This is a genomic window from Kitasatospora sp. GAS1066B (assembly GCF_041262605.1).
In the GTDB taxonomy this organism is placed as follows: Bacteria; Actinomycetota; Actinomycetes; order Streptomycetales; family Streptomycetaceae; genus Kitasatospora.
In genome coordinates this window covers 112,306-136,508 of record NZ_JBGCCO010000010.1, presented here as the reverse complement: position 1 = coordinate 136,508, position 24,203 = coordinate 112,306, and the positions used below count along the sequence as shown (strand labels likewise).

Below are 24,203 nucleotides of genomic sequence, written 5' to 3'. Positions count from 1 at the left end.
CGACTGCCCCCGCCGGACTCGTCCGGCGGGGGCAGTCGGCCTTCAGGGCAACGGCTCAGCAGAGGATCAACCCCCGAGCCGGCTGGGCTCGGTGGCCGACTTCAGCGGATACGGGTTCCCACCCGAACAGGACAGGACGTCCGGGGCCTGCCGCTTCTGCAGCAGGGTGCTCAGGTCGCCCGGGCTGCTGGTGCACGTGCCGCCCGGGGCGTACCGAGAGCAGTGGCCGTGCGCGTCCGCGGTGCTCTGTGCGATCCAGGCGAGCATCCCGGCACTGTCGCGGTTCGGGTCCTCCGGCATGTACTTGCTGGCGGTGGCGGAACCGGCCATGCCGTACAGCAGGCCCAGTGCGCACAGCGTCCCGAGGGCGACCGGCCGTCGCACGGCGGCTCCCAGGTGCCACCCCGCACCCTGCGCGGCATCCGGTGCCGAGGCCCGCCCCGCGTACCGGCCGACGGCCAGGTAGGCGGCGAGCCCGGTGAGGACCAGCAGGCAGTACAGGAGCTGGGCACTGGTCCTCGGGTAGAGCATGACCGCCTGGTCGTGTTCCATGTGCGAGGCGAACCAGTAGCGCATGACCAGCGCGCTGGCCGTGCAGGCAGCGGCGGCCAGCACACCGGCATGCCGCACCCCGAGCGCCAGCGCGACGCCGGCACCGACGATCAGCAGGATGCTGAAGACGCCGACACCGCCGAGCTCACCGGGCGGCGGCCAGGAACCGAGCGCGTCCGAGCCGGGCAGGTCGTCGCGCCACATCGCGACATAGGTCGGCTCGGTGAGGGTGTCGAAGTAGCAGTACCGGTCGACGGTCGACCCCGCCGCGGTGAACAGCTGGACGGCGTACGTTCCGGCGACCAGGAGGAAGGCGGCGAGCGTCGAGCCCAGTCCGATCAGTGCGGTCACCAGCGCCCGCCCGCCCCCGCTGCGCACCAGCCGGACCAGCATCGCCAGCGTCAGCGCGCCGACACCCAGCGCGGACCAGACGAACCACCCCGAGTAGAGGAGGAAGAGCCCGCCGAGCACCAGGCCGAGCGCGCCGCCGAGCACCGCGGCGTGCTTGCGGCGGATCACCTCGGAGCGCAGGACCAGCTGGAGCAGCTTGCCGAGCAAGGGGACGAGGGCCACCAGCACGATGTTGGTGTACGGCTTGTACGGCTGCACCAGCGGGAGCGCGGCCGTGACGCCGATCCCCAGGGCCCAGAGCGGCGGGAGGAGCAGGCGCCAGGACAGGTAGGCCACCGGCCCGATCATGGCGGTGAAGACCAGCCCCAGCAGCTTCAGCGCGTGGCCGACGTCATCACCGGTGAAGATCTGCGCGACCCAGGCGACCAGGTGCGGGAACAGCGGCGGGTAGGCAGGGTCCAGCGGCTTGCCGTCGATGATCGCCTGCGCCCAGGCCTGAAGGGCTCCCGAGTCGCCCGTCAGTCCGTAGAGCGGCGCGTTGGTGCCGTGCAGGGCCAGCGCGACCCCCGCCGCCGTCACCCCGGTGCACAGGCCGGCCAGAGCGGCCGACGCCAGCCGCAGCGGTGCCATCGGCCAGCGGCGCATCGCGGGCATCGCGATCAGCAGGACCACCCCGAGCAGGAGCAGCAGCCGCAGCTGCAGGGCGGCGAGCCCGCTCACCTGGCCGACCCGGGAGACCGGATCGATCGTCACGAAGCTCGCGAGCCACGTCATCAGCAGTGCGGCAGTGGTGGCCACCAGGCCCTCGGTGGCGAGCGACAGTCCGGACGTCCGGTCCAGCGGGAGTTCGGCTCCTGAGACGCGATGCCTGGTTCTACGTGCCAGGTTGGTAGGAGCTGAGCTGATCGTCACTTCAGGATCCTGTCGATGAGCGGAAGGTGCGTCACGGTGATTGTGTCGAGACCCTGGTTTGAGTCCACCACTACGGGCTCGGGGCTCCGGACCAGAGGGACGTGGTGGGTGCCACCGTCGGTTGCGTGCGAACGCCTGACCGCATCCGCACGGGCACTGGACCCACGGTATGGTGCGCCCGAACGGACTAATAGCATGAGCGTGCGCCCGTAGCATCGGATGACTTTCAGGTAAGCGGCTATCCATGTGGTAACCACGGCGCGTTGCCGGCGGCCTCCTTGTCGATGTGGCCCCACTGTCCATGGCTCGCGGCACCAAGCCGCCCTACGGAAGCGATCGATATGGCCGACTTGGCCCACGAACCGGCGAGCGGTGCTCCTGGTGCAGCCCGGGAAACGGTGCACCTGACCGCTTCCGCACCGCCCGCCGAGGCTGGCCGCCTCCGTCTGCGGCCGTGGCAACTGCGGCTCTCCGAGGCCGTGGTCAGCGTCGTCGCCGCACTCGGCTACACCGCGTTGTGCCGTCACATCAGCGTCAACCCGCTCAACCGGATCGGCCAGGTCAGCGGTCTCGCCACGCTGCAGGAGTACGTGGCGCTGATCGGGCTGCCGCTGCTGGCGGTGCTGCTCTACGCCGCCTACCGCGGCACACTGCGGCAGTACGAGCTGGCCAAGCGGCTGGTCTGCGCGGCCCTGGCCGGCCTGGCGACCGGCGTCGTCGCCGGCGGGGTCGTGGTAGCACTGCGGGGAACGCCCTGGCCGCTGGGCGGCCAGGAGGGCGACCCCAGCGTCCTGATCGACATGGCCACCTCGATCATGCACGGCAAGGGCATCGGCGTCTATCCGCCCGCGTTCCCCGCCGCGATGGCGGCCTGGTCGGAGATGCGCTACGGCGGAGTGGGCGGCGCCGGGTACGCACTGCACGACCTGCAGATCATCTGCAGCGCGCTGGTCGGTCCGATGTCCTACCTGGCCTGGCGCCTCCTGCTGCGTCCGTTCTGGGCGCTGCTCATCGCGGTCCCGGCCGCGGTGGTCTTCCTGGACCCGATCCGGCCGTACAGCCACGTCGTCATGATCATGCTGCTGCCGCTGCTGGCCGCCTTCATGCGCGAGCTGCGCCGCACCGAGCGCCGGTCGGTGCGGTCCGCCCTGCTGCTCGGCGTCGGCTTCGGCGTCGTCTTCGGGCTGATGTTCCTCTGGTACTCGGGCTGGTACCTGTGGTCGGCGCCCGGCGTGTTCGTGCTGGCGCTCCTGCTCTTCCCGTGGCGCAAGGGCCGGGCGGCGATCACCTCGGCCGCCGCCTTCGTGGTCAGCGCCGGGGTCGCCTTCGCGGTGGTGGGCGCGCCGCTGATCTACGAGATCGTGCGCCTCGGTGCCTCGACGCCTGACCGGTACGCCTACCTCTCGGTCTACGCGGACCCGACGTACGTGCTCGGCTGGATGTCGGACCGCTCGGGCCAGCTGACCTACGACACCTGGCCGGCGGCCGGCGAGCTCTCGGGCCAGACCGGGTTCGCGGTGCTGCTGCTGCTGGGCGTCGGCCTCGGGATGGGTCTGGCGCTGCGGAACATCGCGGTGCGGACCGCCGCGGCCGTGCTGGCCGGCGCCTGGCTGATGCGCTTCTACTACGCCGGGAACATGGAGCGCACCCAGCAGATCCAGCTCTACCCCCGGACCACCTGGATCATCATGTACTGCCTGATGATCCTGGCCGTCCTGGGCCTGATGGCCCTGGTCCAGCGCGGTACCGGCTGGCTCGACCGGGCGCTGCGGGCCAAGGACTCGGCCGTCGGCGTCATCTCGCCGCGGGTGCTGGGGCAGCTCTCGGCCGGCATGGTGTGCGCGGTCGCCCTGTTCGCGACCATGGGCGCCTCGTGGTCGATCAACCGCTACATGCCCGAGTCGTCCGAGACCTCCATGGGCATCGACGCCTACCGGGCGCAGGAGGTCAAGAAGGCGGACGGGACGTGTCCCAAGTACTCGCCGGTCACGAAGTGTGCCGACCACATCGTCAAGGACTGGAAGCCCACGCCTGACACCGGCCTCTGGTGCTCCGGCATCCCGACCGAGGACTGGCCGGCCGTCTGCGGCCGCCCGGCGCCGTGGGTCACCGGCACCAAGAACTAGCAGAGGCGATCGGGGCCGGCGTGGTGCAGACCACGGCGGCCCCGATTCGCGTTCCCACCTCCCGTTATGGCAGGATGTCCAAGTTGCTCGGTTGAGTGCCGATGCTGCGCGCCTCCCGTCGGGAGGACCGGAAGCGAGTCCCAAGTACTCGTCGTTCCCGTGATGGCCGTTCATGTGTTCACGTGCTCTGTGTGAACGCAGTGGTGTGTAAGCGACACCGCGGCAGCTGCGGGGCGGACGTACGGGAATCTTCCGGGAAGCGTGGGCGGGGCCTCGACCCGGCGTTCTGTGGGTGCAAGGCAATCCGGATCCTCTGGAAGAGGGCTTTCCCTTTTCTTAAGCGCGGGCGCGACACGCCCGAGCGCGGGGGCCGGAGGGTAGCCACCCAGGGGTGCCACCGGACCAGTCCACCGGACGACTTCGGCAGCAGAAGCAGCAGACGAGACAAAGGACTACTGAGTAGCCATGGCGGGACAGAAGATCCGCATCCGGCTCAAGGCCTACGACCACGAGGTCATCGACTCCTCGGCGAAGAAGATCGTCGAGACGGTGATTCGTACTGGTGCGCAGGTCGCGGGCCCGGTGCCGCTGCCCACTGAGAAGAACGTGTACTGCGTCATCCGCTCGCCGCACAAGTACAAGGACTCGCGCGAGCACTTCGAGATGCGCACTCACAAGCGTCTGATCGACATCCTCGACCCGACCCCGAAGACCGTTGACTCGCTGATGCGCCTCGACCTTCCGGCCGGCGTCGACATCGAGATCAAGCTCTGAGAGGCGCGACGAAGATGGCAAAGCAGATTAAGGGAATCCTGGGCGAGAAGCTCGGCATGACCCAGGTCTGGGACGAGAACAACCGGATCGTTCCGGTGACCGTCGTCAAGGCCGGGCCCAATGTCGTGACCCAGGTTCACACCGCCGACAGCACGAGCGGCTACGACGCCGTGCAGATCGGCTTCGGCGAGATCGACCCCCGCAAGGTGAACAAGCCCCTCGCGGGTCACTTCGCCAAGGCCGGTGTCACCCCGCGCCGCCACCTGGTCGAGCTGCGTACCTCGGACGCCTCCGAGTACACGCTGGGCCAGGAGATCACCGCCGAGCTGTTCGAGGCGGGTGTCAAGGTCGACGTGACCGGCACCTCCAAGGGCAAGGGCTTCGCCGGTGTCATGAAGCGTCACAACTTCAAGGGCCTCGGCGCCGGTCACGGCGTGCAGCGCAAGCACCGTTCGCCCGGCTCGATCGGTGGCTGCGCCACCCCGGGTCGCGTGTTCAAGGGCATGAAGATGGCCGGCCGGATGGGCCACGAGCGCGTGACCACCCAGAACCTGACCATCCACGCCGTTGACGCGGAGAAGGGGCTGCTCCTGATCAAGGGAGCGATCCCGGGCCCGAACGGCGGCCTCGTCCTCGTCCGCACCGCGGCGAAGGGGCTGTGAGGATATGAGCACCATTGACATCCTGTCGCCCTCGGGCGACAAGACCGGCAGCCTCGAGCTGCCCGCCGAGATCTTCGACGCCAAGGTCAGCGTTCCGCTGATGCACCAGGTCGTCGTGGCGCAGCTCGCTGCGGCCCGTCAGGGCACCCACAAGGTCAAGACTCGCGGCGAGGTCCGAGGCGGCGGCCGCAAGCCGTACCGCCAGAAGGGCACCGGCCGGGCTCGTCAGGGCTCGACCCGCGCGCCGCAGTTCGCGGGCGGTGGCGTCGTCCACGGCCCGAAGCCGCGCGACTACTCGCAGCGGACCCCGAAGAAGATGATCGCCGCCGCGCTTCGCGGTGCGCTCACCGACCGGGCCCGCCACGAGCGCATTCACGTCATCACCGACGTGACCGCGACCGAGGCGCCGTCGACCAAGGCCGCCAAGGGCCTGTTCGGCAAGATCACCGAGCGCAAGAACATCCTCCTCGTCGTCGAGCGTGCCGACGAGCTGGGTCTGAAGAGCGCCCGCAACCTGCCGAACGTGCACATCGTGGACGCCGGTCAGCTGAACACCTACGACGTGCTCGTCTCCGACGATGTGGTCTTCACCCAGGCTGCTTTCGAGCGTTTCGTAGCGGGTCCCGCTGCGTCCGCCAAGGCTGTGGCTGCTGAGGGCGAGCTCGAAGGGAGCGCCGCCTGATGGCTGCAGACATCACGAGCAAGACGTTCACGGACCCCCGTGACGTTCTGGTGAAGCCGGTCATCTCCGAGAAGAGCTACGCGCTCCTCGACGAGAACAAGTACACGTTCGTCGTGTCGCCCGGTGCCAACAAGACCCAGATCAAGCAGGCCGTCGAGGCGGTCTTCTCGGTCAAGGTCGAGTCCGTCAACACGCTCAACCGTCAGGGCAAGCGCAAGCGCTCCAAGACGGGCTTTGGCAAGCGCAAGGACACCAAGCGCGCCATCGTGACGCTGGCTGAGGGCAACCGCATCGACATCTTCGGTGGTCCGGTCTCCTAACGGGGATCGTGATCGTCGATAAGGACGAGGACGAGAGAGCCAAATGGGCATCCGCAAGTACAAGCCGACTACGCCGGGCCGTCGTGGCTCCAGCGTGGCCGACTTCGTAGAGATCACGCGGTCCACGCCGGAGAAGTCGCTGGTTCGCCCCCTGCACAGCAAGGGCGGCCGTAACAACGCCGGTCGTATCACCGCTCGCCACCAGGGTGGCGGCCACAAGCGCGCTTACCGAGTGATCGACTTCCGTCGTCACGACAAGGACGGCGTGCCGGCCAAGGTCGCGCACATCGAGTACGACCCCAACCGCACCGCGCGCATCGCGCTGCTGCACTACGCGGACGGCGAGAAGCGCTACATCATCGCCCCGCGTGGCATCACCCAGGGTGACCGGATTGAGAACGGCCCGACGGCCGACATCAAGCCGGGCAACAACCTGCCGCTGCGCAACATCCCGGTCGGTACCACCATCCACGCGGTGGAGCTGCGTCCCGGTGGCGGTGCCAAGATGGCCCGCTCCGCGGGTTCCGGCATCCAGCTGCTCGCCCGTGAGGGTCGCATGGCGCACCTGCGCATGCCCTCCGGTGAGATCCGCCTGGTCGACGTGCGCTGCCGCGCCACCGTCGGCGAGGTCGGCAACGCCGAGCAGTCGAACATCAACTGGGGCAAGGCCGGCCGTATGCGCTGGAAGGGCGTTCGCCCGACCGTGCGTGGTGTGGCCATGAACCCGATCGACCACCCGCACGGTGGTGGTGAGGGTAAGACCTCTGGTGGTCGCCACCCGGTCTCGCCGTGGGGCCAGAAGGAGGGTCGCACCCGTAAGCCCGGCAAGGCTTCGGACGCCCTCATCGTGCGCCGCCGCAAGACCAACAAGAAGCGCTAGGAGCAGGTCAGATGCCGCGCAGTCTCAAGAAGGGCCCCTTCATCGACGGCCACCTCATCAAGAAGGTGGACGTACAGAATGAAGCCGGTACCCAGAACGTCATCAAGACCTGGTCCCGCCGCTCCGTGATCAGCCCGAGCATGCTCGGTCACACGATCGCGGTCCACGATGGTCGCAAGCACGTCCCGGTGTTCGTCACCGAGTCGATGGTCGGCCACAAGCTGGGCGAGTTCGCTCCGACCCGCACCTTCCGCGGCCACGTCAAGGACGACCGCAAGTCGAAGCGTCGCTAGTCGCCTGAGCTTCACCGCCAGAACGACTCAATGACTTACTCCATTAAGGGGACAACCATGGAAGCCAGGGCCCAGGCGCGGTACATCCGCGTCACGCCCATGAAGGCCCGCCGCGTGGTGGACCTCATCCGTGGCCTGAACGCCACGGAGGCCCAGGCGATCCTGCGGTTCGCTCCGCAGGCCGCCACCGTGCCGGTCGGCAAGGTGCTCAACAGCGCCATCGCCAACGCCGCGCACAACTACAACCACAACAACGTGGACGACCTCGTCATCAGCGAGGCGTACGTTGACGAGGGCCCGACCCTGAAGCGGTTCCGTCCGCGCGCCCAGGGCCGTGCCTACCGGATCCGCAAGCGGACCAGCCACATCACCGTGGTCGTCAGCAGCAAGGAAGGGACCCGGTAATGGGCCAGAAGGTTAACCCGCACGGGTTCCGTCTCGGCATCAGCACGGACTTCAAGTCCCGCTGGTACGCCGACAAGCTGTACAAGGACTACGTCAAGGAAGACGTCGCCATTCGTCGCATGATGACGAAGGGCATGGAGCGCGCCGGCATCTCGAAGGTTGAGATCGAGCGCACCCGCGACCGCGTCCGCGTTGACATCCACACCGCTCGCCCCGGCATCGTCATCGGTCGCCGTGGCACCGAGGCCGACCGCATCCGCGGCGACCTCGAGAAGCTGACCGGCAAGCAGGTCCAGCTGAACATCCTCGAGGTCAAGAACCCCGAGCTGGACGCCCAGCTCGTGGCTCAGGGCGTCGCGGAGCAGCTGTCCTCCCGCGTGTCGTTCCGCCGTGCCATGCGCAAGTCGATGCAGGGCACCATGAAGTCCGGCGCCAAGGGCATCAAGGTCCAGTGCTCCGGTCGTCTCGGCGGCGCCGAGATGAGCCGTTCGGAGTTCTACCGCGAGGGTCGTGTGCCGCTGCACACGCTGCGCGCGAACGTCGACTACGGCTTCTTCGAGGCCAAGACGACCTTCGGCCGTATCGGCGTGAAGGTCTGGATCTACAAGGGCGACGTCAAGAACATCGCCGAGGTCCGCGCTGAGAACGCCGCTGCCCGCTCGGGCAACCGTCCGGCCCGCAACGACGCCCGCCCCGCGCGTGGCGGCGAGCGCGGTGGCCGTGGCGGCGAGCGCGGTGGCGCCCGTGGCGGTCGTCGTCCCGCGAACACCGAGGCCCCCGCGGCTGCGGTGAACGAGGCGCCGGCTGCTGAGAGCACCGGAACGGAGGCCTGACCCATGCTGATCCCCCGTCGGGTCAAGCACCGCAAGCAGCACCACCCCAAGCGCCGCGGCATGGCCAAGGGTGGCACCGAGCTCGCCTTCGGCGAGTACGGCATCCAGGCCGTCACCCCGGCCTACGTGACGAACCGGCAGATCGAGTCCGCTCGTATCGCCATCACCCGTCACATCAAGCGTGGCGGCAAGGTCTGGATCAACATCTACCCGGACCGTCCCCTCACCAAGAAGCCTGCCGAGACCCGCATGGGTTCCGGTAAGGGTTCGCCGGAGTGGTGGATCGCCAACGTTCACCCGGGACGGATCATGTTCGAGCTGTCCTACCCCAACGAGAAGGTTGCTCGTGAGGCGCTCACCCGCGCTGCTCACAAGCTCCCGATGAAGTGCCGGATTGTCCGGCGCGAGGCAGGTGAGAGCTGATGTCGGCCGGCACCAAGGCTGCTGAGCTGCGCGAGCTGGACAACGAGGGTCTCGTTGCGAAGCTCCGCGAGGCCAAGGAGGAGCTGTTCAACCTCCGCTTCCAGGCGGCGACCGGACAGCTCGACAACCACGGACGGCTTCGGCTGGTCCGTAAGGACATCGCGCGGATCTACACCCTGATGCGCGAGCGCGAGCTGGGCATCGAGACGGTGGAGAACGCCTGATGACTGAGAACACCAACGAGACGCGCGGTTTCCGCAAGACCCGTGAGGGTCTCGTCGTCAGCGACAAGATGGACAAGACCGTCGTCGTCGCCGTCGAGGACCGCGTCAAGCACGCTCTGTACGGCAAGGTCATCCGCCGTACGAACAAGCTGAAGGCGCACGACGAGCAGAACGCGTGCGGCATCGGTGACCGGGTCCTCCTCGCGGAGACCCGCCCGCTGTCCGCGACGAAGCGCTGGCGCGTCGTCGAGATCCTCGAGAAGGCCAAGTAACGAAGCCGATGAGGTACGGCCGTATGTGCACCAGGTCCCCCAGGGGACGCCGGTGTGAGCAGCGGCCGGCCCGTCGACTCTCGTTGACGATCAGGAGAAAGCTGTGATCCAGCAGGAGTCGCGACTGCGTGTCGCCGACAACACGGGCGCGAAGGAAATCCTTTGCATCCGCGTTCTCGGTGGCTCCGGTCGCCGCTACGCCGGCATCGGGGACGTCATCGTCGCCACCGTCAAGGACGCGATCCCCGGTGGCACCGTGAAGAAGGGTGACGTCGTCAAGTGCGTCATCGTCCGTACCGTGAAGTCGCGCCGTCGTCCCGACGGTTCGTACATCCGGTTCGACGAGAACGCCGCCGTCGTCCTCAAGAACACCGATGGTGACCCCCGTGGCACCCGCATCTTCGGCCCGGTGGGCCGCGAGCTGCGTGACAAGAAGTTCATGAAGATCATCTCGCTGGCGCCGGAGGTGCTCTAACCATGGCGAACAGCATGAAGATCAAGAAGGGTGACCTGGTTCAGGTCATCACCGGCAAGGACCGCGGCAAGCAGGGCAAGGTCATCCAGGCCATGCCCGCCGAGAACAAGGTCCTCGTCGAGGGTGTGAACCGGGTCAAGAAGCACACCAAGCCCGGCCAGGGCACCGCCGGTGGCATCATCACCGTCGAGGCCCCGGTGCACGTCTCCAACGTGCAGCTGGTCGTGGAGAAGGACGGCAAGAAGGTCGTCACTCGCGTTGGTTACCGCTTCGATGACGAGGGCAACAAGATCCGCGTTGCCAAGCGAACCGGTGAGGACATCTGATGTCTGAGACGACCATCGAGAACGTTGAGAAGGTGGCCCCCCGCCTCAAGGCGCGTTACAACGCCGAGATCAAGGGCCAGCTGCAGGAGGAGTTCTCCTACGAGAACGTCATGCTGATCCCCGGCCTGGTCAAGGTCGTGGTCAACATGGGTGTGGGCGAGGCCGCCCGCGACTCCAAGCTGATCGAGGGCGCGATCCGCGACCTCACCGCCATCACCGGTCAGAAGCCGGCGGTGACGAAGGCTCGCAAGTCCATCGCGCAGTTCAAGCTGCGTGAGGGCCAGCCGATCGGCACCCACGTCACCCTTCGTGGTGACCGCATGTGGGAGTTCCTGGACCGTCTGGTGTCGCTGGCGCTGCCGCGTATCCGTGACTTCCGTGGTCTCTCCCCCAAGCAGTTCGACGGCCGTGGCAACTACACGTTCGGTCTGACCGAGCAGGTCATGTTCCACGAGATCGACCAGGACAAGGTCGACCGTCAGCGCGGTATGGACATCACCGTCGTGACCACCGCTCAGACCGACGACGAGGGCCGGGCGCTCCTGCGCGCTCTGGGCTTCCCGTTCAAGGAGGCGTGAGCCAATGGCGAAGAAGTCCCTCATCGCGAAGTCCGAGCGTAAGCCGAAGTTCGGCGTCCGGGCCTACACCCGGTGCCAGCGCTGCGGCCGTCCGCACTCGGTGTACCGCAAGTTCGGCCTGTGCCGTGTCTGCCTCCGTGAGATGGCGCACCGCGGCGAGCTGCCGGGCGTGACCAAGAGCTCCTGGTAGTCCTTACCCAAGGCGCCCTGGAGCACGAGGTACCACCAGCGAAGCAGAGGTGCCCCACCCCCTACTTTTGGGTTCCGGTTCCGGATCCCGTAAGGTAGTGGGGTCGGGCCCCCTGCCGCGGCATTCCCTATGAATGCTCGCGGCTCTCTTCTGAGGGCTCGCACCCAGTCTTACTAACGCCGCAGGTCCCCTGCGTCTGTGCCCCCACCGCACTCCTCGCGGAGTGCGGTGGGGGGACCTGGCGCGGAGAAACCACGGCGAGAGAGGCCTGAGGCCATCATGACCATGACCGACCCCATCGCAGACATGCTCACGCGTCTGCGTAACGCGAACTCGGCGTACCACGACACCGTGGCGATGCCGGCTAGCAAGATCAAGTCGCACGTCGCGCAGATCCTGCAGCAGGAGGGTTACATCTCCAGCTGGAAGGTCGAGGAGCCGCAGGAGGGCGAGGTCGGCAAGAAGCTGACCATCGAGCTCAAGTTCGGCCCCAACCGCGAGCGCTCGATCGCTGGTATCAAGCGAATCAGCAAGCCGGGCCTGCGGGTCTACGCAAAGTCCACCAACCTGCCGAAGGTGCTCGGCGGCCTGGGCGTGGCGATCATCTCCACGTCCTCGGGTCTCCTCACCGACAAGCAGGCCGCCAAGAAGGGCGTAGGCGGAGAAGTTCTCGCCTACGTCTGGTAATTCGGGAAACGGAGGTACAGCAATGTCGCGCATTGGACGGCTGCCCATCCCGGTTCCCGCCGGCGTGGACGTCACCATCGATGGCCAGGCGGTCTCGGTGAAGGGCCCGAAGGGCTCCCTCACCCACGTTGTCGCCGAGCCGATCGAGATCGGCAAGGACGAGAACGGCACCCTGGTTGTCACTCGCCCGAACGACGAGCGTCAGTCGAAGGCCCTCCACGGCCTTTCCCGCACGCTGGTGGCGAACATGATCACCGGCGTGACCGCGGGCTACCGCAAGTCGCTGGAGATCAGCGGTGTTGGTTACCGAGTCGCAGCGAAGGGCTCCTCGATGGAGTTCCAGCTCGGCTACAGCCACCCGATCCTGATCGAGGCCCCGGAGGGCATCTCCTTCGTGGTCGAGTCGCCCACCAAGTTCCACGTGGACGGGATCGACAAGCAGCTGGTCGGCGAGGTTTCGGCCAAGATCCGCAAGCTGCGCAAGCCCGACCCGTACAAGGCCAAGGGCGTCAAGTACGCGGGCGAGGTCATCCGCCGCAAGGTCGGAAAGAGTGGTAAGTAAGCGATGAGCGTCTCTGTCAAGATCGGCAAGGGCAACGCCTACAAGCCCTCCGCCCGTAAGCGCCGCGCGATTCGCGTTCGCAAGCGCGTCGTCGGCACCGAGGTGCGTCCGCGCCTCGTTGTGACGCGCTCGAACCGTCACATGGTCGCCCAGGTCATCGACGACGCCAAGGGTCACACCCTGGCGTCGGCGTCCACCCTCGACGTGTCCATCAAGGGCACCGAGGGCGACAAGACCGAGCTGGCCAAGAAGGTCGGGAGCCTGGTCGCCGAGCGCGCCAAGGCCGCCGGCATCGAGTCGGTCGTCTTCGACCGCGCGGGCAACCGGTACGCCGGCCGCATCGCCGCTCTGGCGGACGCGGCCCGCGAGGCCGGGCTCGACTTCTAAGCCGCTCGTCGACTCTGTCGGCGGACGTAATCGAGAGAGGTAATTCCAATGGCTGGACCCCAGCGCCGCGGTAGCGGCGCCGGCGGTGGCGAGCGGCGTGACCGTAAGCGTGACGACCGGGGCAACGCCCCCGCCGTCGAGAAGACCGCTTACGTTGAGCGCGTCGTTGCGATCAACCGTGTCGCCAAGGTTGTCAAGGGTGGTCGTCGTTTCAGCTTCACCGCGCTGGTCGTGGTGGGCGACGGTGACGGCACCGTGGGTGTCGGATACGGCAAGGCGAAGGAGGTTCCGGCCGCCATCGCCAAGGGTGTTGAGGAGGCCAAGAAGAACTTCTTCAAGGTCCCCCGTATCCAGGGCACCATCCCGCACCCGATCCAGGGCGAGAAGGCCGCCGGCGTCGTGCTCCTGAAGCCGGCGTCCCCCGGTACCGGCGTTATCGCCGGTGGCCCGGTGCGTGCCGTCCTGGAGTGCGCCGGCGTTCACGACATCCTGTCGAAGTCGCTCGGCTCGGACAACGCGATCAACATCGTGCACGCCACCGTGGCTGCTCTGAAGGGCCTCGTGCGCCCCGAGGAGATCGCGGCCCGTCGTGGTCTGCCGCTCGAGGACGTGGCCCCGGCCGCCCTGCTGCGCGCTCGCGCCGCCGGCACCGCCGCCGCGACCGCGGGGGCGGGTGCCTGATGGCTCGCCTGAAGATCACGCAGACCAAGTCCTACATCGGCAGCAAGCAGAACCACCGCGAGACGCTGCGCTCGCTGGGTCTGAAGCGCATGCACGATGTGGTCGTCAAGGAGGACCGTCCCGAGATCCGCGGGATGGCCCAGACCGTGCGTCACCTCGTCACGGTCGAGGAGGTGGACTGAGATGGCTGACTCGCCGATCAAGATCCACAACCTGCGTCCCGCCCCGGGCGCCAAGACCGACAAGATCCGTGTCGGTCGTGGTGAGGCGTCCAAGGGTAAGACCGCCGGTCGTGGTACCAAGGGCACCAAGGCCCGCTACCAGGTTCCGCAGCGCTTCGAGGGTGGCCAGATGCCCCTCCACATGCGCCTGCCGAAGCTGAAGGGCTTCAAGAACCCCTTCAAGATCACCTTCCAGGTGGTCAACCTCGACAAGCTGGCCGAGCTCTACCCGCAGGGTGGAGAGGTCACCGTCGAGGGTCTCGTCGAGAAGGGCGCGGTTCGCAAGAACTCGCTCGTCAAGGTGCTCGGCACCGGCGAGATCTCGGTCGCGCTGCAGGTCTCGGTGGACGCCGTCTCCGGCTCCGCCGCCGAGAAGATCACGGCCGCCGGCGGCACCGTCACCGAGCTCATCTGAGCCCGTTGACCGCCGACTGACGTCAGGTCAGACACCGAGCCCCGTCCCTCGTTCGAGGGGCGGGGCTCTGGTCATTCGTGTGCTCATCACCACGACTTTGGGACTCAACCCGGGCCAAAACCGGGCATCTGGGCGCCCGTTGGGCAACCCCCTGCTCCATGAGCTTCTTCTTCGTTGCCGCGCACTGTTAGAGTCCGTGGAGTTCCCTTGTAGCCTCCCCCCGGCTGCGGCGGAGCAGGTCACACCTCAACTCCCCATCATCAGGACCGACCCTCCCGCCGACGACGCGCGGGAGGCGCAGGAGGCACCGTGCTCAGTGCGTTCGCGCGGGCGTTCAAGACGCCCGACCTGCGCAAGAAGCTGCTGTTCACGCTGGGCATCATGGTGCTGTTCCGGATGGGTGCGCACATCCCCGTCCCCGGCGTCAATTTCAAAGCCGTGAACGAGTGCGTGAAGCAGAGCAACAGCGGCCTCTTCGGCCTCGTCAACCTGTTCAGCGGCGGTGCGCTGCTGCAGTTGACGATTTTTGCGCTCGGCATCATGCCGTACATCACCGCCAGCATCATCCTGCAGTTGCTGACCGTCGTGATCCCGCGGCTGGAAGCGCTGAAGAAGGAGGGGCAGGCCGGTACCACCAAGATCACCCAGTACACCCGGTACCTGACGATCGCGCTGGCGATCCTGCAGGGCACCGGCATCGTGGCGACCGCCTCCAACGGCGCGCTCTTCTCCACCTGTGCCGTGGGCAACCAGGTGGTGCCGGACACCTCGGTGTTCCGGATCGCCACCATGGTCATCACGATGACCGCCGGTACCACGATGATCATGTGGCTCGGTGAGCTGATCACCGACCGCGGCATCGGCAACGGCATGTCGATCCTGATCTTCACCTCGATCGCCTCCGGTTTCCCGGGCAACCTCTGGTCGATCAAGAAGGCCGGCAAGATCGGTGGCGGCTGGGTCGACTTCTTCGCGGTCCTCGCGGTCGGCGTGGTCGTGGTGGTGCTGGTCATCTTCGTCGAACAGGCCCAACGCCGGATCCCGGTGCAGTACGCCAAGCGCATGATCGGGCGGCGGGCCTTCGGCGGTACCTCGACCTACATCCCGCTGAAGGTGAACCAGGCCGGTGTCATCCCGGTCATCTTCGCCTCCTCGCTGCTGTACATCCCGGCCCTGGTCGCGCAGCTGACCAGCAGCAAGGCCGGCTGGGCGATCTGGATCCAGAACAACTTCACCAAGGGCGACCACCCGATCTACATGGCCACGTACTTCGTGCTGATCGTGTTCTTCGCCTTCTTCTACGTCGCGATCTCCTTCAACCCCGAGGAAGTTGCCGACAATATGAAGAAGTATGGTGGGTTCATCCCCGGGATCCGGGCCGGTCGCCCGACGGCCGAATACCTGAACTACGTGCTGACCCGCATCACCTGGCCGGGTTCGCTCTACCTGGGCCTCATCGCGTTGATCCCGATGATCGGCCTGGTCGCCCTCAACGCGAGCACCACCATCCCGTTCGGCGGCACCAGCATCCTCATCATCGTCGGCGTCGGACTCGAAACTGTGAAGCAGATCGAGAGCCAGCTCCAGCAGCGTAATTACGAAGGGTTCCTCCGCTGATGCGTATCGTCCTCGTCGGACCTCCCGGGGCCGGGAAGGGTACTCAGGCGCACGTGCTCGCCAAGACCCTGTCCATTCCCCACATCTCGACCGGTGACCTGTTCCGGGCCAACATCAGCCAGAGCACCCCGCTGGGGCTCGAGGCGAAGGGCTACATGGACAAGGGTCAGCTCGTACCGGACGAGGTGACCATCGGGATGGCCAAGGACCGCCTCCTCCAGCCGGACACCGCGCAGGGCTTCCTGCTGGACGGCTTCCCGCGCAACCTGGCCCAGGCCAAGGCGCTGGACGAGCACCTCGCCGCCGAGGGGATCACCCTGGACGGCGTGCTCGACCTGGAGGTCCCCGAGGACGAGGTCGTGAAGCGGATCGCCGGTCGCCGGCTCTGCCGCAACAACGGCGCCCACGTCTACCACGTGGACTACAACCCGCCGGCCGTCGCGGGCGTCTGCGACGAGTGCGGTGGCGAGCTGTACCAGCGTTCGGACGACACCGAGGACGCGGTCCGCACCCGGCTGGAGGTCTACCACACGGAGACCGAGCCGATCATCGAGTACTACGCCCAGCAGAACCTGGTCACCACCATCTCGGCGCTCGGCAAGGTCGACGAGGTGACCCAGCGCGCGGTGGACGCGCTGCAGGCGCGCGCAGCGGGCTGAGCAAGGACGTTCCCCCGCCCATACGGCCGCGGTACCCGCTTCGGGGTACCGCGGCCGTACGGCGTCGTACCGTTGGGGGAGTGGAACCGCCGCCCGGCAAGGACCGGACGGCCGACATACCGACGAAAGGCACTGGCCAGATGGTGGAGATCAAGACCCCCGAGCAGATCGCGAAGATGCGAGCGGCCGGGCTGGTCGTCGCCGAGGCACTCAAGGCCTGCCGCGAGGCGGTCGCCCCCGGGGTGAGCACCCAGGAGCTCAACGACGTCGCGGCCAAGGTGATCGCCGACCACGGTGCCACCTCCAACTTCCGCGCCCACCACGGCAGCCTCTGGTTCCCCGGGGTGATCTGCGCCTCGGTCAACAACGAGGTGGTGCACGGCATCCCCGGTGAGCGGGTGCTGGCCGAGGGCGACATCATCTCGATCGACTGCGGTGCGATCATCGACGGTTGGCACGGCGACGCGGCGATCACCGTGCCGGTCGGCGAGGTCCGCCCCGAGGTCGCGATGCTCAGCCAGGTGACCGAGGGCTCGATGTGGGCTGGCATCGCCCAGATGAAGAAGAGCAACCGCCTGGTCGACGTCTCCAAGGCGATCGAGGGCTTCGTCCGGCGCCAGCCGCTGCCCCCCAAGGGCAAGTGGGGCATCACCGAGGGCTACGGCGGCCACGGCATCGGCACCGCCATGCACATGGAGCCGCACGTGCTGAACTACGTCGAGCGCGGCCGGGGCAAGGGCCCCAAGCTGGTCCCCGGCACGGTGCTGGCGATCGAGCCGATGGTCTCGCTGGGCACCCCGCACACCTCGGTCCTCGAGGACGACTGGACGGTCGTCACCAACGACGGCACCTGGGCCGCGCACTGGGAGCACTCGGTGGCTGTCACCGAGCAGGGCCCGCTGGTGCTGACCGCCTTCGACGGCGGCAAGGCGCAGCTCGCGGCGCTGGGCGTGACCGCGGCTCCGGACCCGTTGGGTTGACACGGCCGCTGGGCCGAGCCGGTATCGTGCTGCCTTCGAGCGGCCGGTAGATCGGACAATAGGGGTAACAGTGCTCAAGGGCTTCCGCGACTTCATGATGCGCGGCAACGTCATCGACATGGGCGTCGGGATCGTGATCGGCTCGGCGTTCACCGCCGTGGTCACCGGGTTCGTGAAGGCGTTCCTCACTCCGCTGGTGGGCGTCGTGGTGGGCGCCGCCGGCGACTTCAGCTCGCGCAGCTTCACCGCGGCCGGCGTGACCTTCCCGTACGGGCAGTTCCTGAACGTGCTGATCGCGTTCGTGCTGACCGCCGCGGTGCTCTACTTCTGCGTCGTGCTGCCGGTGACCCGGGCCAGCGCCAAGTACCTGCCGAAGAAGCCGAAGGTCGCCAAGCGCCCCTGCCCGGAGTGCCTGACCGACATCCCGGAGGCGGCCAGCCGCTGCTCGGCCTGTACCGCGCAGGTCCAGCCGCTCGCCATCGCGGCGCAGCGCTGAACCGTTTTGGTCGCTGAGCGGACGGTAGCGTAGGATGGACCGTCGGCTCACTCGTAGCGTGCTTCAGCACGCCCTCTTCCCTCGCAGGGCAGGGGTGAACCCAGGTTCGCACGAGCGTGCCGCATACGGTAGCCGGTCCCGGAAGGTGGATCTCGTAGTTCATGGCAAAGAAGCAAGGCGCCATTGAGATCGAGGGCACCGTGATCGAGTCTCTCCCGAACGCGATGTTCAAGGTTGAGCTGCAGAACGGTCACAAGGTCCTCGCGCACATCAGCGGCAAGATGCGGATGCACTACATCCGAATCCTGCCGGATGACCGCGTCGTCGTGGAGCTGAGCCCCTACGACCTGACGCGCGGACGCATCGTCTACCGCTACAAGTAGTCACATTTTTTCTCGCCCCGCGAGGGGCGAAACCGTCAGATCTAGACCCGGAGGACCGGACTCATGAAGGTCAAGCCGAGCGTCAAGAAGATCTGCGACAAGTGCAAGGTGATCCGCCGCCACGGCCGGGTCATGGTGATCTGCGACAACCTGCGCCACAAGCAGCGCCAGGGCTGATCCTCCCGCATTTCTCGTAGTACCTTCGCGCGACGCGCACAGTCATACACGGGCTGCCCGATCCGTCCCAGGACGGACTGCCACCCCCGGTCAGAGGCCGGGGCTCCCTCGCCGAGAGGCGGATGGAGTAGGCAGCACGTAAGACCTCTGAAGAACCACAGGAGCCATGAATGGCACGCCTCGCCGGCGTTGATCTCCCCCGCGAGAAGCGGATCGAGATCGCCCTCACGTACGTCTACGGCATCGGCCGTACCCGCGCCCAGCAGACGCTGGCCGAGACGGGCGTGAACCCCGACATCCGCGTTCGCGACATCTCCGAAGACGACCTCGTCAAGCTGGGCAAGTGGATCGAGGCCAACTACCGCGTCGAGGGTGACCTCCGCCGTGAGGTTGCCGCCGACATCCGCCGCAAGGTCGAGATCGGCTGCTACGAGGGTCTGCGTCACCGCCGTGGCCTGCCTGTCCGCGGTCAGCGCACCCACACCAACGCGCGTACCCGCAAGGGCCCGCGTCGCGCGATTGCCGGCAAGAAGAAGCCCGGCAAGAAGTAGTCCGTCCCGCTCACCGGACATCCCTCCGGCCCGCGGGTAGCGGACCGACCACCTCAGTAGGAGAAACAGACTTATGCCCCCCAAGGGTCGTCAGGCTGCCGGCGCCAAGAAGGTGCGCCGCAAGGAGAAGAAGAACGTCGCTCACGGGCACGCCCACATCAAGAGCACGTTCAACAACACCATCGTTTCGATCACCGACCCCGCGGGCAACGTGATCTCCTGGGCCTCCGCCGGCCACGTGGGCTTCAAGGGCTCGCGCAAGTCCACCCCGTTCGCCGCGCAGATGGCCGCCGAGGCCGCCGCGCGTCGTGCGCAGGAGCACGGCATGCGCAAGGTCGACGTCTTCGTCAAGGGTCCGGGCTCCGGCCGCGAGACCGCGATCCGCTCGCTCCAGGCCACCGGCCTGGAGGTGGGTTCGATCCAGGACGTCACCCCCACCCCGCACAACGGCTGCCGCCCGCCGAAGCGCCGCCGCGTCTGACGCGTCGCCTTCGGGTGCTTGCTCTACCCCTTGCGTCCGGCCTCCCGCAACGCGCGGGAGGCCGTACGCTTGGTTTGTTCGGCATCAAATAGTGGGTGTCGAAGACAAGTGGAGGATCTGAAAACATGCTGATCGCTCAGCGCCCCTCGCTGACCGAAGAGGTTGTCGACGAGTACCGCTCGCGGTTCGTCATCGAGCCGCTGGAGCCGGGCTTCGGCTACACCCTCGGCAACTCGCTTCGCCGCACCCTGCTCTCCTCGATCCCCGGTGCCGCCGTCACCAGCATCCGGGTCGACGGTGTCCTGCACGAGTTCACCACCGTGCCGGGTGTCAAGGAGGACGTCACCGACCTCATCCTCAACATCAAGCAGCTGGTCGTCTCCTCGGAGCACGACGAGCCGGTCGTGATGTACCTGCGCAAGCAGGGTCCCGGTGTGGTCACCGCCGCCGACATCGCGCCGCCGGCCGGTGTCGAGGTGCACAACCCCGAGCTGGTCCTGGCCACGCTGAACGGCAAGGGCAAGCTGGAGATGGAGCTGACCGTCGAGCGCGGTCGCGGCTACGTCTCCGCCGTGCAGAACAAGGCTTCCGGCCAGGAGATCGGCCGGATCCCGGTCGACTCGATCTACAGCCCCGTGCTGAAGGTCACCTACAAGGTCGAGGCCACCCGTGTCGAGCAGCGGACCGACTTCGACAAGCTGATCGTCGACGTCGAGACCAAGCCCGCCATGCGCCCGCGTGACGCCATGGCCTCGGCCGGCAAGACCCTGGTGGAGCTGTTCGGCCTCGCTCGCGAGCTGAACATCGACGCCGAGGGCATCGACATGGGCCCGTCCCCGACGGACGCCGCCCTGGCCGCCGATCTGGCGCTGCCGATCGAGGAGCTGGAGCTCACCGTTCGGTCGTACAACTGCCTCAAGCGCGAGGGCATCCACACCGTGGGTGAGCTCGTCGCCCGCTCCGAGGCCGACCTGCTCGACATCCGCAACTTCGGTGCGAAGTCGATCGACGAGGTCAAGGCGAAGCTGGCCGGCATGGGCTTGGCCCTCAAGGACAGCCCGCCCGGATTCGACCCGACCGCCGCCGCCGACGCCTTCGGCGCCGACGACCTGGACGACGCGGGTTACGCGGAGACCGAGCAGTACTGAGAGATTTGTGGTGGGGGCGACTCCCAGCGGGTCGCCCCCACCTCAATGCAATGAACTAAGCCGTCCGGGCAATCGTGCCCGGCCGCCCGTTCCGGTACCTGATACGGCCGGAGTCGGAGATACAAGGAGCTACCATGCCCCGTCCCGCGAAGGGTGCCCGCCTCGGTGGCGGCCCGCACCACGAGCCGCTGCTGCTCGCCGGCCTGTGCCGTGAGCTGTTCCAGTACGGCCGCATCACCACGACCGAGGCCAAGGCCCGTCGGATGCGCCCGCTGGCGGAGAAGCTGATCACCAAGGCGAAGGTCGGCGACATCCACAACCGTCGCATCGTCCGCAAGACGATCACCGACGTCTCCGTGCTGCACACCCTCTTCACCGAGATCGCGCCGCGCTACGAGAACCGTCCGGGTGGCTACACCCGGATCACCAAGATCGGTCCCCGTCGTGGCGACAACGCCCCGATGGCCGTGATCGAGCTGGTCGAGGCGCTGACCGTCGCGCAGACCGCCGTCGGTGAGGCCGAGGCCGCCACCAAGCGCGCCGTCAAGGAGACCGAGGCTGCCGCTCCGGCTGCCGCCGAGGTCGCCGACGAGGCCCCCGCCGACGCCGCCCCGGCGGACGAGCAGGCCTGACGCCGGTAGGTGTTCTCAACGGGCCCGTTTCCCCGCTTCGGCGGGGGAGCGGGCCCGTTCCCTTGTGACGGAGGTATGTGGTGAACGACTGCGCCGAGCAGCCGCCCGTGAAGGACGGCCCCGCCGCGGGTCACGTCCGGATCCGGCTCGATCTGGCCTATCACGGCGCCGAGTTCTCCGGCTGGGCGCGCCAGCGGGGGCGGCGCACGGTGCAGGAGGAGATCGAGAGCGCGCTGCAGGTCGTCACCCGCAGCGCGGAGCTGTTCCCGCTCACGGTGGCCGGGCGCACCGACGCCGGGGTGCACGCGCGCGGGCAGGTGGCGCACGTCGACCTGCCGGACGAGGTGTGGGCCGGCCACGGCGAGAAGCTGCTGCGGCGCCTGGCCGGGCGACTGCCGGCGGATGTCCGGATCTACCGGGTGAGCGAGGCGCCGGCCGGCTTCGACGCGCGGTTCGCGGCGATCTGGCGGCGGTACGCGTACCGGGTGGCCGACCACCCGGGCGGGGTGGACCCGCTGCTGCGCGGTCATGTGCTCTGGCACGACCGGCCGTTGGACGTCGCGAAGATGAACGAGGCGGCGCGACTGCTGCTCGGCGAGCACGACTTCGCCGCGTACTGCAAGAAGCGCGAGGGCGCGACCACCATCCGCACGCTGCTCGAACTGCACTGGGACCGGGTGCCGATGGACCCGTACGCGGCCCAGCAGGGCTCGCTGGCGGTGGCCACGGTGCGGGCCGACGCGTTCTGCCACAACATGGTGCGGGCCCTGGTCGGCGCGATGCTGCTGGTCGGGGACGGGCACCGGCCGGTGGAGTTCCCCGGCGAGGTGCTGCGCGGCGGGGTGCGCAACAGCGCGGTCAACGTGATCCGGCCCTACGGGCTGACCCTGGAGGAGGTCGGCTACCCGGCCGACGACCAGCTCGCCGAGCGGAACCGGATGGCGCGGCGGATGCGGACGCTGCCGGGCCAGGCCTAATCCATTTGGTGACGACACGCGGGCACTGCACAATTTCGACCCATGGGACACGTCGAGATTTCGCACCTTGAGTACTACCTGCCGGACGGGCGGGTGTTGTTCGACGACGCGTCCTTCCGGGTCGGCGAGGGCTCCGCGGTCGCGCTGGTGGGCGCCAACGGGGCCGGCAAGACCACGCTGCTGCGGATGATCGCCGGTGACACCCAACCCCACGGCGGGACGGTGACGGTCTCCGGCGGGCTCGGCGTGATGCGCCAGTTCGTCGGCACCACCGGGCGCGAGGACCAACGGGAGACGCCGGGCGCGCTGGCGCCGGACGCCTCGGTGCGGGACCTGCTGGTCTCGGTCGCCCCGCCGCGGATCGCGGTGGCCGCCAAGGCGGTGGACGCCGCGGAACTCGCGATGATGGCCCAGGACGACGAGAAGTCGCAGATGGCCTATGCCCAGGCGCTCTCCGACTGGGCGGACGCCGGCGGCTACGACTACGAGACCGACTGGGACGTCTGCACCACGGCGGCCCTCGGGATGCCCTTCGACCGGGCCCAGTTCCGCGGTCTGAACACGCTCTCCGGCGGTGAGCAGAAGCGGCTGGTGCTGGAGAGCTTGCTGCGCGGCCCGGACGAGGTGCTGCTGCTCGACGAGCCGGACAACTACCTCGACGTGCCGGGCAAGCGCTGGCTGGAGGAGGCCATCAAGGCCACCTCCAAGACCGTGCTGTACATCTCGCACGACCGCGAGCTGCTCTCCCGCACCGCCGACAAGATCATCAGCGTCGAGTCGGGCTTCGGTGGCGGCGGCAGCACCGTCTGGGTGCACGGCGGCGGCTTCGACTCCTTCCACGAGGCCCGCAAGGAGCGCTTCGCCCGGTTCGAGGAGCTCGGCCGCCGCTGGGACGAGGAGCACGCCAAGCTGAAGAAGCTGGTGGTCACGCTGCGCCAGGCGGCCTCGGTCAGCCACGCGCTGGCCACCCGCTACGCCGCCGCGCAGACCCGCCTGAAGAAGTTCGAGGAGGCCGGCCGGCCGGAGGAGCCGCCGCGCGAGCAGAACATCACCATGCGGCTCAAGGGCGGCCGCACCGGCGTGCGGGCGCTCACCATCGAGCAGTTGGAGCTCACCGGCCTGATGAAGCCCTTCGACCTGGAGGTCTTCTACGGCCAGCGGGTCGCGGTGCTCGGCTCCAACGGCTCCGGCAAGTCGCACTTCCTGCGGCTGCTCGCGGGCGACGAGTCGGTCAAGCACGGCGGCGGCTTCAAGCTCGGCGCCCGGGTGGTGCCCGGCCACTTCCGGCAGACCCACGCCCACCCCGAGCTGTTCGGGCGCACGGTCCGCTCGATCATCGAGCAGGAGCACGCGCTCAGCCGCGGCGCCGCGATGGGCGCGCTGCGCCGGTACGAGCTGGACCGGCAGGAGGAGCAGAAGTTCGAGTCGCTCTCCGGCGGCCAGCAGGCCCGGCTGATGATCCTCAAACTGGAGCTGGACGGGGTGACGGCGCTGCTGCTCGACGAGCCCACCGACAACCTGGACCTGGACAGCGCCGAGGCCCTGCAGGAGGGGCTGGAGGCCTTCGACGGCACGGTGCTCTGCGTCACCCACGACCGCTGGTTCGCCAAGACCTTCGACCGCTTCCTGGTCTTCGGCGCCGACGGCCGGGTCTACGAGTCGCCCGAGCCGGTCTGGGACGAGGAACGGGTGCGGCGCGAGCGCTGACCGGAGCGCTGACGGGAGCTCCGGGCGGCACGGGTTTGGAGCTGGCAGCCGGTAGCGGGTAGTGTGGGCCCTTGTTGTGCGTATTGGCTCGCTCCATCTCACGTGAGAGGTCGGTACGCCGGAGATACCAGGCCGATGACCAGCGGCTCCCCTTGAATTGCGTC

Annotated in this window: 35 protein-coding genes; 34 read left to right on the top strand and 1 reads right to left on the bottom strand. The window is 67.9% G+C overall.

The annotated features are described in order from the left end of the window. Window positions 1–66: 66 nt before the first annotated feature. Window positions 67–1,815: a hypothetical protein gene (locus tag ABH937_RS13710; RefSeq protein WP_280692186.1), complete on the bottom strand. Its 1,749-nt coding sequence runs from the start codon at window positions 1,813–1,815 to the stop codon at window positions 67–69. A 398-nt stretch (window positions 1,816–2,213) separates the two neighbouring features. Between ABH937_RS13710 and ABH937_RS13705 the strand changes: the two genes are divergently transcribed. The 34 genes from ABH937_RS13705 (at window position 2,214) to ABH937_RS13540 (ending at window position 24,039) form a co-directional block, all read left to right on the top strand. After that, window positions 2,214–3,941, top strand: a complete 1,728-nt coding sequence (locus ABH937_RS13705) for a hypothetical protein (protein ID WP_370218309.1) — start codon at window positions 2,214–2,216, stop codon at window positions 3,939–3,941. Between the two features lie 465 nt (window positions 3,942–4,406). Next, window positions 4,407–4,715, top strand: a complete 309-nt coding sequence (gene rpsJ, locus ABH937_RS13700; RefSeq protein WP_012785157.1) for a 30S ribosomal protein S10 — start codon at window positions 4,407–4,409, stop codon at window positions 4,713–4,715. A 14-nt stretch (window positions 4,716–4,729) separates the two neighbouring features. Continuing rightward, a complete protein-coding gene (rplC, locus tag ABH937_RS13695; RefSeq protein WP_280692189.1) occupies window positions 4,730–5,377 on the top strand; it encodes a 50S ribosomal protein L3 in 648 nt (215 codons plus the stop codon). A gap of 4 nt (window positions 5,378–5,381) precedes the next feature. After that, window positions 5,382–6,059, top strand: coding sequence for a 50S ribosomal protein L4 (gene rplD / locus ABH937_RS13690; RefSeq protein WP_280692191.1), 678 nt, complete (start codon window positions 5,382–5,384; stop codon window positions 6,057–6,059). Beyond that, a complete protein-coding gene (rplW, locus tag ABH937_RS13685) occupies window positions 6,059–6,379 on the top strand; it encodes a 50S ribosomal protein L23 (protein ID WP_035848160.1) in 321 nt (106 codons plus the stop codon). The genes rplD and rplW overlap by 1 nt, the downstream gene beginning before the upstream one ends. Window positions 6,380–6,422: 43 nt before the next feature. Beyond that, window positions 6,423–7,259, top strand: a complete 837-nt coding sequence (gene rplB, locus ABH937_RS13680) for a 50S ribosomal protein L2 (protein ID WP_280692193.1) — start codon at window positions 6,423–6,425, stop codon at window positions 7,257–7,259. An 11-nt stretch (window positions 7,260–7,270) separates the two neighbouring features. Then, window positions 7,271–7,552: a 30S ribosomal protein S19 gene (rpsS, locus tag ABH937_RS13675; RefSeq protein WP_030232469.1), complete on the top strand. Its 282-nt coding sequence runs from the start codon at window positions 7,271–7,273 to the stop codon at window positions 7,550–7,552. 57 nt (window positions 7,553–7,609) lie between these two features. Continuing rightward, window positions 7,610–7,957: a 50S ribosomal protein L22 gene (gene rplV / locus ABH937_RS13670; RefSeq protein WP_280692195.1), complete on the top strand. Its 348-nt coding sequence runs from the start codon at window positions 7,610–7,612 to the stop codon at window positions 7,955–7,957. Beyond that, window positions 7,957–8,790, top strand: a complete 834-nt coding sequence (gene rpsC, locus ABH937_RS13665) for a 30S ribosomal protein S3 (RefSeq protein ID WP_280692196.1) — start codon at window positions 7,957–7,959, stop codon at window positions 8,788–8,790. The genes rplV and rpsC overlap by 1 nt, the downstream gene beginning before the upstream one ends. 3 nt (window positions 8,791–8,793) lie before the next feature. Continuing rightward, the gene (gene rplP, locus ABH937_RS13660) at window positions 8,794–9,213 is read left to right on the top strand and encodes a 50S ribosomal protein L16 (RefSeq protein ID WP_280692198.1); all 420 of its coding nucleotides are present in this window, start codon (window positions 8,794–8,796) and stop codon (window positions 9,211–9,213) included. Next, a complete protein-coding gene (rpmC, locus tag ABH937_RS13655; RefSeq protein WP_035848170.1) occupies window positions 9,213–9,437 on the top strand; it encodes a 50S ribosomal protein L29 in 225 nt (74 codons plus the stop codon). The genes rplP and rpmC overlap by 1 nt, the downstream gene beginning before the upstream one ends. Further along, the gene (gene rpsQ, locus ABH937_RS13650) at window positions 9,437–9,709 is read left to right on the top strand and encodes a 30S ribosomal protein S17 (RefSeq protein ID WP_110670527.1); all 273 of its coding nucleotides are present in this window, start codon (window positions 9,437–9,439) and stop codon (window positions 9,707–9,709) included. The genes rpmC and rpsQ overlap by 1 nt, the downstream gene beginning before the upstream one ends. Before the next feature lie 103 nt (window positions 9,710–9,812). Next, window positions 9,813–10,184: a 50S ribosomal protein L14 gene (rplN, locus tag ABH937_RS13645; protein ID WP_035848171.1), complete on the top strand. Its 372-nt coding sequence runs from the start codon at window positions 9,813–9,815 to the stop codon at window positions 10,182–10,184. 14 nt (window positions 10,185–10,198) lie between these two features. Further along, the gene (gene rplX, locus ABH937_RS13640) at window positions 10,199–10,510 is read left to right on the top strand and encodes a 50S ribosomal protein L24 (RefSeq protein ID WP_035853973.1); all 312 of its coding nucleotides are present in this window, start codon (window positions 10,199–10,201) and stop codon (window positions 10,508–10,510) included. Then, the gene (gene rplE / locus ABH937_RS13635; protein WP_280692202.1) at window positions 10,510–11,088 is read left to right on the top strand and encodes a 50S ribosomal protein L5; all 579 of its coding nucleotides are present in this window, start codon (window positions 10,510–10,512) and stop codon (window positions 11,086–11,088) included. Before rplX ends, rplE begins: the two co-directional genes overlap by 1 nt. Before the next feature lie 4 nt (window positions 11,089–11,092). After that, on the top strand, window positions 11,093–11,278 hold the full coding sequence (locus ABH937_RS13630) for a type Z 30S ribosomal protein S14 (RefSeq protein ID WP_030055830.1): 186 nt from the start codon (window positions 11,093–11,095) through the stop codon (window positions 11,276–11,278). 279 nt (window positions 11,279–11,557) lie between these two features. Further along, window positions 11,558–11,965 carry a 30S ribosomal protein S8 gene (rpsH, locus tag ABH937_RS13625; protein WP_184937226.1) on the top strand — a complete coding sequence of 136 codons (408 nt, stop codon included), beginning with the start codon at window positions 11,558–11,560 and terminating at the stop codon, window positions 11,963–11,965. Between the two features lie 22 nt (window positions 11,966–11,987). Then, on the top strand, window positions 11,988–12,527 hold the full coding sequence (gene rplF / locus ABH937_RS13620; protein ID WP_184937229.1) for a 50S ribosomal protein L6: 540 nt from the start codon (window positions 11,988–11,990) through the stop codon (window positions 12,525–12,527). 3 nt (window positions 12,528–12,530) lie between these two features. Beyond that, entirely contained in the window at window positions 12,531–12,914 is a 384-nt protein-coding gene (gene rplR / locus ABH937_RS13615; RefSeq protein ID WP_280692204.1) for a 50S ribosomal protein L18, read from the top strand. 48 nt (window positions 12,915–12,962) lie between these two features. Continuing rightward, window positions 12,963–13,595: a 30S ribosomal protein S5 gene (rpsE, locus tag ABH937_RS13610; RefSeq protein WP_370218308.1), complete on the top strand. Its 633-nt coding sequence runs from the start codon at window positions 12,963–12,965 to the stop codon at window positions 13,593–13,595. Further along, entirely contained in the window at window positions 13,595–13,777 is a 183-nt protein-coding gene (rpmD, locus tag ABH937_RS13605; RefSeq protein WP_030300409.1) for a 50S ribosomal protein L30, read from the top strand. The genes rpsE and rpmD overlap by 1 nt, the downstream gene beginning before the upstream one ends. A 1-nt stretch (window position 13,778) precedes the next feature. Next, complete coding sequence (rplO, locus tag ABH937_RS13600) at window positions 13,779–14,231, top strand: 50S ribosomal protein L15 (RefSeq protein WP_280692208.1); 453 nt, start codon at window positions 13,779–13,781, stop codon at window positions 14,229–14,231. A gap of 309 nt (window positions 14,232–14,540) precedes the next feature. Then, complete coding sequence (gene secY / locus ABH937_RS13595) at window positions 14,541–15,848, top strand: preprotein translocase subunit SecY (protein ID WP_280692210.1); 1,308 nt, start codon at window positions 14,541–14,543, stop codon at window positions 15,846–15,848. Further along, entirely contained in the window at window positions 15,848–16,507 is a 660-nt protein-coding gene (locus tag ABH937_RS13590) for an adenylate kinase (protein ID WP_280692211.1), read from the top strand. The genes secY and ABH937_RS13590 overlap by 1 nt, the downstream gene beginning before the upstream one ends. A gap of 140 nt (window positions 16,508–16,647) precedes the next feature. Then, entirely contained in the window at window positions 16,648–17,487 is an 840-nt protein-coding gene (map, locus tag ABH937_RS13585; protein WP_280692213.1) for a type I methionyl aminopeptidase, read from the top strand. Window positions 17,488–17,557: 70 nt separating this feature from the next. Continuing rightward, window positions 17,558–17,983, top strand: a complete 426-nt coding sequence (gene mscL / locus ABH937_RS13580; RefSeq protein WP_280692215.1) for a large conductance mechanosensitive channel protein MscL — start codon at window positions 17,558–17,560, stop codon at window positions 17,981–17,983. A gap of 161 nt (window positions 17,984–18,144) precedes the next feature. Then, window positions 18,145–18,366 (top strand): translation initiation factor IF-1, encoded by a 222-nt coding sequence (gene infA, locus ABH937_RS13575; protein WP_003956442.1) that lies wholly within the window; start codon window positions 18,145–18,147, stop codon window positions 18,364–18,366. A 63-nt stretch (window positions 18,367–18,429) separates the two neighbouring features. Further along, window positions 18,430–18,543, top strand: a complete 114-nt coding sequence (rpmJ, locus tag ABH937_RS13570; RefSeq protein ID WP_003956441.1) for a 50S ribosomal protein L36 — start codon at window positions 18,430–18,432, stop codon at window positions 18,541–18,543. 170 nt (window positions 18,544–18,713) lie between these two features. Then, window positions 18,714–19,094, top strand: coding sequence for a 30S ribosomal protein S13 (gene rpsM / locus ABH937_RS13565; protein WP_280692217.1), 381 nt, complete (start codon window positions 18,714–18,716; stop codon window positions 19,092–19,094). Between the two features lie 73 nt (window positions 19,095–19,167). After that, window positions 19,168–19,575: a 30S ribosomal protein S11 gene (rpsK, locus tag ABH937_RS13560; protein WP_035800872.1), complete on the top strand. Its 408-nt coding sequence runs from the start codon at window positions 19,168–19,170 to the stop codon at window positions 19,573–19,575. Window positions 19,576–19,700: 125 nt separating this feature from the next. Then, on the top strand, window positions 19,701–20,723 hold the full coding sequence (locus ABH937_RS13555; RefSeq protein WP_035800873.1) for a DNA-directed RNA polymerase subunit alpha: 1,023 nt from the start codon (window positions 19,701–19,703) through the stop codon (window positions 20,721–20,723). A 134-nt stretch (window positions 20,724–20,857) separates the two neighbouring features. Beyond that, a complete protein-coding gene (gene rplQ, locus ABH937_RS13550; protein ID WP_280692221.1) occupies window positions 20,858–21,355 on the top strand; it encodes a 50S ribosomal protein L17 in 498 nt (165 codons plus the stop codon). 77 nt (window positions 21,356–21,432) lie between these two features. After that, window positions 21,433–22,332 carry a tRNA pseudouridine(38-40) synthase TruA gene (gene truA, locus ABH937_RS13545; protein ID WP_280692223.1) on the top strand — a complete coding sequence of 300 codons (900 nt, stop codon included), beginning with the start codon at window positions 21,433–21,435 and terminating at the stop codon, window positions 22,330–22,332. A gap of 42 nt (window positions 22,333–22,374) precedes the next feature. Further along, window positions 22,375–24,039, top strand: a complete 1,665-nt coding sequence (locus ABH937_RS13540; protein ID WP_280692225.1) for an ABC-F family ATP-binding cassette domain-containing protein — start codon at window positions 22,375–22,377, stop codon at window positions 24,037–24,039. Window positions 24,040–24,203 lie beyond the last annotated feature (164 nt).